At 44.2% G+C, this 12,748-nt stretch carries 14 protein-coding genes; 7 read left to right on the top strand and 7 right to left on the bottom strand.

Translation table 11 applies throughout. The features are described 5' to 3' along the window. The first annotated feature begins 71 nt into the window (after positions 1-71). Entirely contained in the window at positions 72-1,766 is a 1,695-nt protein-coding gene (locus tag MTR11_RS12060) for a phospho-sugar mutase (protein WP_243327638.1), read from the top strand. 100 nt (positions 1,767-1,866) lie between these two features. Here MTR11_RS12060 and MTR11_RS12055 read toward each other — a convergent pair whose 3' ends face one another. Together MTR11_RS12055 and MTR11_RS12050 are read right to left on the bottom strand one after the other, a co-directional pair. Beyond that, positions 1,867-2,289: a GNAT family N-acetyltransferase gene (locus tag MTR11_RS12055; RefSeq protein WP_243327637.1), complete on the bottom strand. Its 423-nt coding sequence runs from the start codon at positions 2,287-2,289 to the stop codon at positions 1,867-1,869. A 79-nt stretch (positions 2,290-2,368) separates the two neighbouring features. Next, positions 2,369-3,001 carry a LysE family translocator gene (locus MTR11_RS12050; protein WP_005391182.1) on the bottom strand — a complete coding sequence of 211 codons (633 nt, stop codon included), beginning with the start codon at positions 2,999-3,001 and terminating at the stop codon, positions 2,369-2,371. Between the two features lie 230 nt (positions 3,002-3,231). Here MTR11_RS12050 and MTR11_RS12045 point away from each other — a divergent pair, with 230 nt between their 5' ends. The 3 genes from MTR11_RS12045 to MTR11_RS12035 all read left to right on the top strand — a co-directional run bounded on the left by MTR11_RS12045 (position 3,232) and on the right by MTR11_RS12035 (position 5,160). Then, on the top strand, positions 3,232-4,059 hold the full coding sequence (locus tag MTR11_RS12045) for an AraC family transcriptional regulator (RefSeq protein ID WP_243327636.1): 828 nt from the start codon (positions 3,232-3,234) through the stop codon (positions 4,057-4,059). A 79-nt stretch (positions 4,060-4,138) separates the two neighbouring features. After that, positions 4,139-4,849, top strand: a complete 711-nt coding sequence (locus MTR11_RS12040; protein WP_046873712.1) for an AzlC family ABC transporter permease — start codon at positions 4,139-4,141, stop codon at positions 4,847-4,849. Then, on the top strand, positions 4,849-5,160 hold the full coding sequence (locus tag MTR11_RS12035) for an AzlD domain-containing protein (RefSeq protein WP_243327634.1): 312 nt from the start codon (positions 4,849-4,851) through the stop codon (positions 5,158-5,160). The genes MTR11_RS12040 and MTR11_RS12035 overlap by 1 nt, the downstream gene beginning before the upstream one ends. Here the strand turns inward: MTR11_RS12035 and MTR11_RS12030 are convergent. Together MTR11_RS12030 and MTR11_RS12025 are read right to left on the bottom strand one after the other, a co-directional pair. Continuing rightward, on the bottom strand, positions 5,157-5,771 hold the full coding sequence (locus MTR11_RS12030; protein ID WP_065645772.1) for a fumarylacetoacetate hydrolase family protein: 615 nt from the start codon (positions 5,769-5,771) through the stop codon (positions 5,157-5,159). The genes MTR11_RS12035 and MTR11_RS12030 overlap by 4 nt on opposite strands. A gap of 221 nt (positions 5,772-5,992) precedes the next feature. Next, the gene (locus tag MTR11_RS12025) at positions 5,993-7,051 is read right to left on the bottom strand and encodes a porin (protein ID WP_046873713.1); all 1,059 of its coding nucleotides are present in this window, start codon (positions 7,049-7,051) and stop codon (positions 5,993-5,995) included. Positions 7,052-7,661: 610 nt separating this feature from the next. Between MTR11_RS12025 and MTR11_RS12020 the strand changes: the two genes are divergently transcribed. The 3 genes from MTR11_RS12020 to MTR11_RS12010 all read left to right on the top strand — a co-directional run bounded on the left by MTR11_RS12020 (position 7,662) and on the right by MTR11_RS12010 (position 10,621). Continuing rightward, positions 7,662-8,639 (top strand): porin, encoded by a 978-nt coding sequence (locus MTR11_RS12020; RefSeq protein ID WP_046873714.1) that lies wholly within the window; start codon positions 7,662-7,664, stop codon positions 8,637-8,639. A 465-nt stretch (positions 8,640-9,104) separates the two neighbouring features. Further along, positions 9,105-9,962 carry a DMT family transporter gene (locus tag MTR11_RS12015; protein WP_053809570.1) on the top strand — a complete coding sequence of 286 codons (858 nt, stop codon included), beginning with the start codon at positions 9,105-9,107 and terminating at the stop codon, positions 9,960-9,962. Between the two features lie 44 nt (positions 9,963-10,006). Further along, the gene (locus MTR11_RS12010; protein WP_053809571.1) at positions 10,007-10,621 is read left to right on the top strand and encodes a glutaredoxin domain-containing protein; all 615 of its coding nucleotides are present in this window, start codon (positions 10,007-10,009) and stop codon (positions 10,619-10,621) included. A gap of 126 nt (positions 10,622-10,747) precedes the next feature. Here the strand turns inward: MTR11_RS12010 and MTR11_RS24085 are convergent, their stop codons facing one another. From MTR11_RS24085 to MTR11_RS12000, 3 genes are all read right to left on the bottom strand, one after another. Then, positions 10,748-10,882 carry a hypothetical protein gene (locus MTR11_RS24085; RefSeq protein WP_005391196.1) on the bottom strand — a complete coding sequence of 45 codons (135 nt, stop codon included), beginning with the start codon at positions 10,880-10,882 and terminating at the stop codon, positions 10,748-10,750. 133 nt (positions 10,883-11,015) lie between these two features. Next, complete coding sequence (locus tag MTR11_RS12005; RefSeq protein ID WP_005391198.1) at positions 11,016-11,363, bottom strand: hypothetical protein; 348 nt, start codon at positions 11,361-11,363, stop codon at positions 11,016-11,018. A 177-nt stretch (positions 11,364-11,540) separates the two neighbouring features. Beyond that, on the bottom strand, positions 11,541-12,734 hold the full coding sequence (locus MTR11_RS12000) for a multidrug effflux MFS transporter (protein ID WP_243327633.1): 1,194 nt from the start codon (positions 12,732-12,734) through the stop codon (positions 11,541-11,543). Positions 12,735-12,748 lie beyond the last annotated feature (14 nt).

The following is a 12,748-nucleotide window of genomic DNA, read 5'->3' as shown; positions in this document are numbered from 1 at the left end:
AGAAAACATTGAGATACTTACAAAACGAAGTGTCCAAGAAAGTAGGCGCCCCCTACTAAGGAATGATTGATATGACAGCACTAATTACTCAATGGCTAGAACGAGACCCTGATCCTAAGACTCGCGAAGAGCTACAACACCTCGTCGATACAAATAATGAACAAGAGCTTACTGATCGCTTTGGATCGCGCCTTGCCTTTGGTACAGCAGGGTTACGCGGCAAAGTGGGCGCAGGTCCAAACCGAATGAACCGTTTGGTGATTCAAGAGACAGCCACTGGCCTAGGAAACTATTTGCTAGAGCAAGTCAAAGATGCCGCAAGTCGTGGTGTCGTTATTGGCTACGACGGTCGTCCTGATTCAAAACAATTCGCGCATGATGCCGCTTCCGTACTGACTGCCCTTGGCATCAAGGTTTACCTAACATACGATGTTGCAGCAACCCCAATTGTTGCGTTTGGTGTCCGTACATTGAATGCTGCGGCCGCTGTTGTTGTTACCGCTAGCCACAATCCACCAGAGTACAATGGCTTTAAAGTATATTGGGAGAATGGCGCACAAATCATTCCTCCACACGACTCTGGAATCGCAGCGAAAATTGATGACGCAACAACGAAGCCATTACCTTTAATGTCTCTCGATGATGCAAAACAGCACGGTTTGTTAGTTTGGTTGGAAGACGACTACTACCAAACTTACCGTAAAACGATGAACGAAAACGCGCTGCTTACTCCTGACAACAACACCGATATTTCTATCGCTTACACTGCGATGCATGGCGTTGGGGCGAATATGGCGGAAACGCTCCTCGCAGACGCTGGCTTCAAAAAAGTGGCAAGTGTTAAGGAACAGCGCGAACCTGATGGCAGCTTCCCAACCGTCAACTTCCCAAACCCTGAAGAAGCCGGTGCAATGGATATGGTGATGGCGTTAGGTAAGTCCGTAGATGCTGATATCGCTTGTGCTAACGATCCAGATGCCGACCGTTTTGCAGTGGCGGTCAAACGCCCAGATGGCGAATACCAAATGTTAACCGGCGACCAAGTGGGGTCACTGTTTGGCGATTACTTGCTAGAACAGCAACCTAACGCTCTGGTTGGCAACACCATCGTATCATCAAGAATGCTGAGTAGCATTGCCAAAGCGCATGGCGCCCAATACTACCAAACGTTAACAGGCTTCAAATGGCTCACGAACGTTGCAATGGAGCAAGAGACAGAAGCCAATCCATTCTTGTTTGCTTATGAAGAAGCGCTCGGTTATACCGTGGGTAACAAGGTGTGGGATAAAGATGGTTTATCTGCAATCGTCGCATTTGCTCAGCTAACAGGTAAACTTAAAGCTCAAGGCAAAACACTATGGGATAAACTGGAAGAACTGTACCGCGAGCACGGTTTCTACTTTAACGCGCAGCGCAGCATCGCTCTCGACCCGAACTCTCCACCAATCGGCGACAAACTCCGAGCAAATCCACCAACAGAGATTGCTGGTAAAAAAGTTGCAGTAACCGAAGATCTAAAAACATCGGTTCGCATGTTTGACGACGGCTCAGAAGAATCCATTGACTTACCAGCAAGTGACGTATTGATTTATCACCTAGAAGATCAGTCTCGTGTGATTGTTCGCCCTTCGGGTACTGAGCCAAAACTAAAATGTTACTACGAAGTCATCAACCTTTTCCCTGCGGATATGAGCTATGCACAAGCACAGCAAGCGGCAGAGGCGAAGATGAACGAACTTATCGACGCGCATCAGACAAGTTTGTAAGTCAAAGAGAAGCCGAGACATCTGATACGATAAGAGGCGCAAATTCGCGCCTCTTTTTTTGATTTTGACTAGAACAAGTCAAGCTAACCCGTGCTTTTCCCTAGCCTACAATTTCCTTTTGTAGAAAGTACTTGTGGATGCCCTCTGCAAGATAGCCTGAGTACTGCCCTACTTTCTCAAAACCTAATTTGAGATAGAACTCAAGAGCTTGAAAGCTGTAGGTATCCAAATAAACATGGGTAACCCCGTGAGGCTTTACTTTTTGTTCTAACATCGCCATTAACTGGCTACCGAGACCGGAGGTTCGACTTTCAGCATCTACCCACAAAAACTCAACAAACACCGTGTTTTTAAACATTTCGCCAGTCAGACCACCCATGATCTTGCCATTCTCATCTTTAGCAAAACATCCCACAGCATGCACCTCCCCTTCAGGCAAGTGCATTCGGTTATAAGATCGAATACCTTCACGAACAAAATCAAGGTCTGTTTGATCTGGATTTAAACAAAATTCAAGCTTCATATATCCTCTCCTTAGGAAACACCAATATCCTAAAACAAAAAGCCAGCAATTGCTGGCTTTCTGGTGGGATATGATAACTTTACAAGGCGAAACTGCTCAGCATCCACAACGCGAGAATAACGAACACCAAACCCATTAGTTTATGTTGATACGTGCGGAATTTTTCGTTCTCAAGCAGCCCCTTACCCAATGTGCCTGCCAGCCCAACAAGTAATAAATTGAATGACAAGCCAAGGACGTTTAACAATAACCCTAGTGCTAGCATCTGCTCACCAGAAGACGCTGTGATATTGCTTGAGACAAACTGCGGCAAAAACATCACAAAAAAGACCAACGCTTTAGGGTTAAGCAAATTACTCATCAAGGCACGTTGATAATAAGTCGATGCCATTTTGTTTTGATTATCAAGTTCTGGAGCCGCTGATGCCTCAGCTCGTAAGCAGTCCCAGCCCATTTTTAGCAAGTAAGCGCCACCTAATAGATGAAGGACTTTAAGGGCGATTGGGCTCATTGCAATCAGGGTAGATACGCCCATTGCAGCAAGCAAAGTAAGAATAACACCAGACGTCGCATTGCCTAAGCTAGCAAAAAGACCGACCTTCTTACCGTAACTCATACTAGAGCTCGCGATAAGCAACATATCGGGCCCTGGTAACAGCAACAAAGCCACTACTGCGGTGAGATAAACAGGAAGTACAGATAAATCAATCATGATGGAACCGCTTTTTCTACAACAAAGCGGCGAATGTTATACCAACAAAATGACAACAGCCAGCCCAAAATCACCAAGATAATTCAGAAAATAAAAATCATAGTTTGCTAGGACGAAAAATAACAATCAATTCGCCTGTTTATAAAAATCGAATAGCAATTTTGTACAAAAATAAGCACGATGGATCCGTTACACTTCTAAGATGATTTTCTTGAGCAGACCGGATAAAGATGAAAGAAAAGAATAAGGAAATCGCTACCTTCAAGATAGCTCAAGAGCTCGGCGGTTTAGAACTTCTCGATGCAAAGTATGAGAAGCAGAATTTTTCACGCCATAGCCACGAAGGTTACACTATTGGCGTCATCGAGAAGGGAGCACAGCAGTTCTTTCGAACAGGCGGAAATCATATCGCGCCACAGGACAGCATCATCCTTGTAAATGCAGATGAAGTACACAACGGGCATTCGGCCTCAGAAGGCGGTTGGGAATACAAAGCAATGTACCCCGTACCACAGCAGTTTCAGACCTTGGGGCAAGAGCTTGGTTCACCAAATGTAGCTCTACCCTATTTTCCTCAACCTGTGGTTTACGATCCTGAGCTGGCTAGTCAGTTGCGATTGGTGTTTGAAACGCTAGAAAAATCAGACAACCGACTACTACGAGAAACTTTGATTTACGGCACGTTGATCAAACTAGCCAGCAAACACAGCACCCACCGGGCACCGCTCAAAGAATCAACCAGAGCTCCGCGACAAATACAGTTGGTCAAAGAGTTTTTGGAAGACTTCCCGCAAACGGACGTCTCGCTAGAAGAGCTCGCAAAACTGGCTGGGTTAAGCCCTTTTCATTTGCTAAGAGAGTTTCAAAAACAGTTTGGCTTCCCTCCCCATGCTTATCAAATTCAGCAACGTTTACGTATGGCGAAGAAGCTACTAAAAATGGGACAAAAAATTTCAGATGTGGCACAAGAATGTGGCTTCCATGATCAAAGCCATCTGCATCGACACTTTAAAAAAGCCATGGGCGTCACTCCCGGCCAATACGTCCGTCACAGCTAAAGCAGCAATATTGTACAAGGCGTTATGCGACTACCGAGCTATCTTGGTAGCCTGATTTAGGAATAACTAAGAAGAAACTATGGACCACACTTTGCCGTTACAAGAAGAATCAAAAGCCACGCTATTTTGGCAAGGCACACTTGCGATGATGCCACTGAGTATCGCGGTGTTACCTTGGGGTTTGCTCGCAGGCTCATTCGCGATTGATACTGGGCTTCACCCTTTGGAAGGACAAGCACTATCCGCCATTCTGTTCGCAGGTTCCGCGCAGCTCGTCGCGATGGGGATGATTAAATCGGGGGCAGGCCTAGTAACCATGTTACTAACAACGTTTTTTATCACCTCTCGACACTTCCTCTACAGTGTATCGATGCGCAGTAAAATTGCACCACTTCCTCTTAAATGGCGGTTATCACTCGGATTCTTACTCACTGATGAGCTGTTTGCGATTGTAGGTCATCATTCCGATAAACAATTTAATCGCTGGTATGCGCTTGGGGCTGGTTTGAGTTTTTACCTGTTTTGGAATATCGCGACATTGACGGGCATTATTGCGGGAAGCCTGATCCCTGAACTGAACGAAATGGGATTGGAATTTGCTGTGGCCGCGACTTTTATCGCAATTGTAGTTCCGACTATTAAAAATATGGCGGTGCTCGCGAGTGTTGTCGTGGCATTAGTGAGCTCGGTCGCCCTAACCTATTACCAAGTGGAAGGAAGTTTGATGATTTCGAGCATTTTAGCCATGCTTACAGGCTACTTTGTGGAACAAGTACAGGAGAAACACTAATGATCATGTTGTCTATTTTGCTGATGACGGGACTTGTTTTCACTAGCCGCTACTTGTTTTTAGAACCCAAGCTACCACTGCGATTAGGGACACGTACACAAAAAGTGCTCAACTACGCCAGCCCTGCGGTACTCACTGCGATCTGGGCGCCTATCGTTTTCATTCCCGATGGAGCACTCAGCGTGAATGTGCAGAACCCATTTTTATTGGCTGCCTTGCTGGCTGCGTTAATCGCGTACTTTACTAAAAATGTTCTTTTAACGACGGTGATCAGCATGGTGGTATTTCTCGTTCTGCGAATTTGGCTTTAATCCGCCACCCACTCAATCTCCAACAAGGTGACATCACCACACTTTAATCGTCCAAGGAAGATGTCACCTTTATGCACCTCACCAACTCCTTTTGGTGTGCCAGTCATTACCACATCGCCATCTTGAAGTGTTGTGTAACTCGTTAATTCATCCAAAATGGTTAGCGGCGGATAGAGCATCTGGTTAACGTGACCTTTTTGTACACGAACGCAGTTAATCAAGAGCTCTAGGTTAAGATCATTAATATCAATGTTATCCAAAGAGACAAATCGACTAAACACTGCGGAGCCATCAAACGCTTTAGCACGCTCCCAAGGCAACCCTTGTTGTTTAAGTGAAGACTGCAAACCGCGCTTGGTCAGATCCAATCCCAAACCGACCGCTGAATAGCGTCCATCTTTGATCAGAAAACAGATTTCAGCCTCGTAATGAAGAGGCTCTTGATGAAATGAACGCAGAGTTGTCGATACGGAAGTCGCGGGTTTATTAAATACCACCATTTGCTCAGGTATCGCATTATCAAGCTCATGAATATGTTCAACGTAATTTCGCCCAACACAAAGCACTTTACCCACTTCTACTTTCTTTTCTTCAACTTGAATAACGCTCATCGCTCTTCCCTGCAAAACAAAAACCTCATCATAATCTAACCTATTGACTTAACGACACTAAATCCCATCCTCTAGTGTGAAAAATAAGACATTCACCCCGTTTTGAGTTTTGTATCATCTAATTGAAACATCACGGTATTTACAAAACAAATAGACAAAAAAGCCAGCACGAGGCTGGCTTTAAATCAATAAGGGTGAATGATTGTTCTCGCTAAATCCTATTATAGGTAGTAACGAGCACCTATCGCCCATTTGTCATCAGTTTCACGACCATGGTCATCATTTAGGTCAAACTGGTAACCCGCGTAACCAACAAATTTAGGCGTGAAGTTGTACTCTGCCTGCAGTGCCATTTCCTCACGAGCGGTTTCTGTTTTAGAATTTTTGAACTCTTTACCTTCAACCATCTCGTAGTTAACGCTCAAGTTTAAGCTGTTCGCTAGAGCGTATGCGATGATCGCTTCGTACGCATCACTTTCCGCCAAACGGTCGCCATTTACACTGAAGTTCATATTTTCATTTGAACCATATACCGCGGCAAGGAACAGACCTTGGCCGTAAGCGCCGTAAGATGCAGACACAACATGTGATTCTGCGGTGTGTTTACCTGTGTAAGCAGGGTGTTGGAAGTCACCACCGTTGTATGAGTAGCCAATTTTCGCGCCCATGATTGCGTAAGAAAGCGCAACTTGCATGCGGTCATCGTATTTAAGACCACCAGTGATAGTACCTGCGTCGTTACGCGTGTATTCATCATTTGCGCCTTGCCATCCAAGACCAACGTTAATCGCACCTGCTTCGCCTAAATCAAAGCCATTTCGATAAGACAGCATTTTATCCGCACGACCTGTGCCTAGGTTTCCGTGATCGTCGTAAATGAAGTCATTCGCAAACGCAATTGGCATATCCGCGATGCCTGCCACATCATAGTAAGGTGACCATTGCGTACCACCTACTGCACGACCGTAAACCTCATGTGTTAAACCTAAGTAACCTAGACGAGTTTTAAACGACTCTTCACCGCCATCTAAGTAGTTTAGAGCCCATTCACCACGTGCGTCTGCGGTGAAGCCATTGCCTAAATCTTGTGTCGCAGAGATATTGATACGAGGAGAGTTAGTACCAACATCCGTGTCACCTTGCTCTGAACCATTTAAGTTAACAGAAACGTGGCCGCCCATCGAAAATGTTGTGCCATCGTTATTATAAAGTTCCACTGCCACTGCTTGAGTGCCGAAAGTTGCTGCTGCGATTGCCGCTGCTAATAATTTTTTATTCATTTCTAAATCCATTACTTATTAGTTGGTTAGTCAGTTTTAGACCCAGCTCTGATTCACTTTCGTAAGACGAAATGATGAACACAGAAAGGAATACAAAGGCCCTCTGGGGCATCTTTTCCGCCAGAATGGATTTACCTTTGTGTAACAACTGCCGACACTTTATTTGATTAGTTCCTGATAACCGAGTGAAAAATTCTCAGCAAAAAACTAAAAAGCAAACGTTTACTTATCCGAAAAAAAATCCAGGCGTAAAAACCTTACAAAAAGAAATGCTTTAACGAGATAGTGCTCACAAATACTTGATGAACCCCAACTTTTAAAAATAACTTTCCCGTCAAAATGAAATATTTACTTACATTTTGGAACAAAAATAGGTTCAGGAACTTTTTGAAAAAAGCACGGTCTCCAATAGAAGGCAGAAAAACCTCAAAAAAGATAAAACCTTTCTTTTTATAAGAGATATAAGAAGGGGCACTTATTCTCGCCAGCAATAAAAGTGCAATCAAATCATAACTTAACAGAAATCTATCTTTCATTTTCAGCGTTTACCTTAACGTCATCAACACATCGGGCAAGAAAGCCCATCGATTACAACTAGGGTAATAAGAAAATGAAAAAGGCAGCACTAACTACTGCAATTCTTACAGCATTGGTATCAGCACCATCATTCGCAGCAACAGTATACAAAAACGACGGTACTGAATTAAAAGTTGGCGGCCGCGTTGAGTTCCGTGGTGACTTCATCGGTTCAGGTGGTGCTGAAGTTGAAGGCTCAATGGAAGATAAAAGCCGCGCTCGTCTTAATCTAAAAGGTAAAACGGACATCGGCAATGGCCTTTCTGCATTCGGTGTTTACGAAGCCGAGCAAAAAACGGGCAAGAGTGAATTCAAAAACCGCTACATGTATGCAGGTGTCGACTCTGATATCGGTGCCTTCTCTGTAGGTCGTCAAGACATGGCTGCAGTCATCATCTCTGACATGACGGATATCACTGAGTTCTCTGGTGTTCAGCAAGTTATCGATTCGTCTTCTGATAAGCAAGACAGCGTTTTCGCATACCGTGGTGCGTTTGATGCGCTACAACTGCAAGCAACCTACCAAGCAAACTCTAGCGATAACGAAGATAAATACGGCATCTCTGGAATGTACTCACTACCAATGGGCCTCGACTTTGGTCTTGCATATTCTGGTGGCGACGTAAATAAAGACAACTCTGAAGATCAAATTCTAGGTGGTATCGCCTACTCGATGGATAACCTATACCTAGCAGGTACTTATTCTCAAGGTTCCCTGACTGACGCTGAAGACTTTACGGCTTACGAGCTAGTCGCAAGCTACAAAGTAGCAAGCAAAGTGACACTTGCAGCTCTATACACAGCTCAAGAGAATGATCCAGACAACAGTTCAAAGTACGACACCGTTGAAGGTATCGAGCTTGTTGGTTACTACAAACTAAACAGTAACTTCCGTACTTACCTGTCTTACTACATCAACCAACTCGATGAAAAGAAGGATGTAGTAGATGGTAAAGTGAAAGTGGTTCAAGGTGAAGACACACTACGTCTAGGCGTACGTTACGATTTCTAATTCACTCTTGTCCTAAGAGCGAGTCCAATTGGCCAGCATGCTTGCTGGCCATTTTTTTGTGTAACCCAACATAACTCGATAAATTTTCACACTATCCAAACGTCGCTCAGCAATGAAAAACGAGCGTAGTGACTCCTGCCTCTGCCCTCTTTTAATGCGATTTGTCACTAAGTTAGTGCATTTCTCCTAATAGCCAACCGAACTAAAATAAAAAGACAATTAAAATCAAATAGATAAAAATTGGCACGCGTTCTGCAATATTATTTATGCAAATGCATGGCAGCGTTTGTGCTTCTCGTTCTTTGTACCTGTTATAACAGGCACGTCCTTTGAATTGGTAATGTCGCCTCCCTCTGGGAGGCATTTTTTTATTGGCGCGAAAAACAATAGGACGTATGATCCCGCCACCTCTATCAAACTGGAATTTTTCAATTGAATCATCATCCTGTTCAAGGTGCGTCCTGGATGCTAACAGCTGGCTTGGCATTCGCCATAGTGAACAGCTTCGCCCAAATTGCTAGCATCAACTTTGGTGTCTCTTCCACCACATTCGCATTATTCCAATACGCTATTGCCTTATTTGTCATTCTGCCCTATCTGCGTACACTTGGAATTAGACGCTCACTAAGAACCCAACACTTTGGTTGGCATGCCTTCCGTATTTTTCTCTCTGTTATCGGGATTCAGCTTTGGCTTTGGGCACTCGCTTATCCAGTTCCAATTTGGCAAGGCATTGCGCTGCTGATGACCTCTCCGTTATTTGCAACGGTTGGATCTGGCTTGTTACTCAAAGAGAAAGTAGGTACTGCACGCTGGTTAGCAACATTAACAGGGTTTGTTGGTGCTATGATCATTCTTGAGCCGTGGGCAGATTCATTTACATGGGCGACCCTGCTTCCTGTTGGCGCCGCATTTTTCTGGGCAGCGTATTCTCTGATGGTAAAGAAAATGTCGGTCAACGATCCGCCCTCAACCATGGTTGTCTATTTATTACTGCTGATAACGCCGTTTAATATCTTATTGGCAATACCGACATTTACGATGCCAAATACCTGGACGATATGGGGCGTACTTTTAGCCGCAGGCGCGCTTACAGCACTCGCTCAATGGGCTATCGTTAAAGCGTACGCAGTTGCAGACGCCTCGTTTGTGCAACCATTTGATCACGCAAAACTGCCTTTGAATGTCGTTGCTGGCTGGTTGGTGTTTGGCTGGGTACCACCTGGTCGTTTATGGCTAGGCGCCGCGATTATTATTGCCTCCATTGCGTTTATTACGCACTGGGAATCGAAAAAGACAAAGCTAGTTGAAAGAAAAGTCTAATTTCAAGGTTCTATATTTTCAGGAAAGGAAATGAGGAACACCATATGAGTCAACCAATCAAAATTACACTGTACCGCTGGGCTGGTAGTTGGGGTCCATTCAAAGTCAATATTCCTTGTGGTGAATGTACGTTAACTAAAGATATTTTGACGGATACTTTTAAAAACGAACTCGCTGATGTCCCCGTTGAACTGGAAGTAAAAGATTGGTTATCACATTGGTGGGAACCATTAAAAGCAGGGGCCTGGCATGCACCGATTCTTATTGTCGAAGGAAAAGTGGTCAGCCAAGGAGAAGCGCTAAACCGGGGCGTGCTTGTGCAATCAGTTATCGCTGAATGGGTCAAACGCGATGAGCTAAAAGGCAACATTGTTTATGGTAAAGCCACCTGCCCTTACTGTGTCAAAGCGAAACAACTACTTGACGATGCTGGTGTTCAATACGAGTATCATGACGTGGTTAAAGACAGCGCCGCTTTGTATCGCATGATCCCCGAAGTAAAAGCCATCATTGGAGAAAAAACGCCGGTAACAGTGCCGCAGATCTGGTTGGATGGAAAGTATGTTGGAGGCGCTGACGATTTAGAAAAGTGGTTAGCAGCAAAGGGGCTAGATAAAGTGCCTAATAATGTCGTGGAGATACCAAGCCAATCCGCTTAGCGTTTGATTCAAATGCCATCCGTCTTTGAGTAGTGGTTTACCAATGTTGTTCAATATGTAGGCTGCCACTAAAAACAAGACAGATAAAAGCAAAAAGCCCTGATTCTTCAATCAGGGCTTTTTAAATTATTTCGCCAGTTTTTTCATAACACGAGCAAAAACAGAAGCTTTTTTCTTCTTCGCTTTACCGTAAAGCGCTTTGTGCATCGCGTCTTTTGCAATCATCTGGCCAATATAAGCACCACCAAGTTCGTTACCCATGACCTTCTCCTGAATGTATTGACTTAACTATGTTGTAATTTTACACCACAATTAGATAAAAACAAGACTGATGTCACATTTATTTTGTAATTAACTTTCAGGTTGGTTCTGATTACTTTTTCGAAACGGGCGCCTATCGCTTAGGTTGCTGGTATGTTTTACCCGCTGCGACGTACGTATCTTTCTGTTTGATTTCAAAGAATGTTTCAAAGAACCACGCAGCAAATTTGATCAAGTGATCGCCTTCATTCATGACGTGCTCCACGTATTCTTGCTCTTCTCCGGACTCGTCTTCTTGAGTGGTAATATGGTAAATACGTTTCTCGCCATCAACTTCTGCAAGACCAAACTGACCCGTTAGGGATTGTGCCGCTTGTGCAACTTCTTCTTCCTCACACGCCTTCAAGACTTCGAGTGCCTTTGGCATGCTTTCTTGCTGAGTAATTTCTTTTACCAGTGTTTCAAATTCGTTTTGTTGCATTCTTTCACCTAACGATTAGAGATCGGATAGTCATATGGGCAGAAAGGTATCCCCAAGCTGAGAGGAGCATCAGGCATTGCCCTCTTCCTCTCAAACTGAGTCATTCAATATACACAATGATCCTGACTTAATTTAGCAGCGCATTTTAGAAAGCAGCCTCTTTCGTTGCAAGTATATTCAGGTGGAAGTTTCTGCTTGAATCGTCCCTTTGGGGACTTTACGAAATTGACTCAATGCAAGCACACAGCAAGAAAGTAACGCAATAAACAAATAAAACACCCCAAGCTGGTTTTGATTCGTGACCCAAGAATCTACCAAGTATCCGCCAAACAAACCGGCTAAACACATTTGAATTGATCCAGATAGCGCAGAAACCGCTCCGGCCTGTTGCTTATGTGGCGACAGCAACAAACTAATCGATACCGGAAACGACATGCCTTGGGCAAAACTTAAACACGTAAATGCCACTAGTAATGAAAATACACTGAAGGGTGTAACCAACAACATGAAGCCAGCAATAGCAACAATCACGAAACTCATCAGCAAGATTTGCTGAGCTTTGTAACGAGCGTTGATCAAATTAAGCACCAAGCTACCCGTCAGCAAACCAACTGACGGTATGATCATCAAAGAACCGTAATCTGCCGCCGTTAAGCCTAACTCTTGTTGCATTAAAAATGGATACAAGGAGAGCGTGACCAGAGCCGATAAATAACTAAGCCAGTTGTAGCTCGCACTACCAATCACTTGAGTATTCGTTAACAGGCGCAAATAATTTGCACTCACGTGGCCTACTTTAAATTTTCGCTTCGGGTAAGGCAGCGTTTCTGGCAGCACCAATAAACCAAGCGTAAAAATTGCCATTAAGTAAATCAGCACAAACACAAAGACAGCATGCCAGCTCAGGTGAAAAGCAATCCAACCACCAAACAGCGGAGCAATAATTGGCATCACAGATGCCGTGACTGAAATATAAGATAGCGCTTTGGTTAATTGCATACCGTCATAACTGTCACGCAATACGGAGCGACCAAGCACCGAGGCACTACCCGCCCCCAAACCTTGAAGTAACCGCCCCGCTTCAAGAGCAATAATGTTGTCCGAAAAGGCGATACAAATAACCGTACCAACTAGGTACACAGTTTGGCCCAGAATAAATACTGGTCGACGACCAATCGCATCAGACAATGGGCCATAAAAAAGCTGAGAGATACCGAAACCAACGAGAAATAGTGTGACGAGATTCTGAATCGAATGTTGCGGCAAATTCAAGTCATGACCAATCAATGGCAAAGAAGGAAGATAAATACTAACGCCAACTTGGCCTGTGGCAATGATCATCATCGCTAATAACAATGGTGTTTTACGCAAACGTTCCTCCTACT

This window comes from Vibrio sp. CCB-PB317 (genome assembly GCF_022808245.1).
GTDB classification, from domain to species: Bacteria; Pseudomonadota; Gammaproteobacteria; order Enterobacterales; family Vibrionaceae; genus Vibrio; species Vibrio diabolicus.
This window is presented reverse-complemented; position numbering and strand designations above follow the sequence as displayed.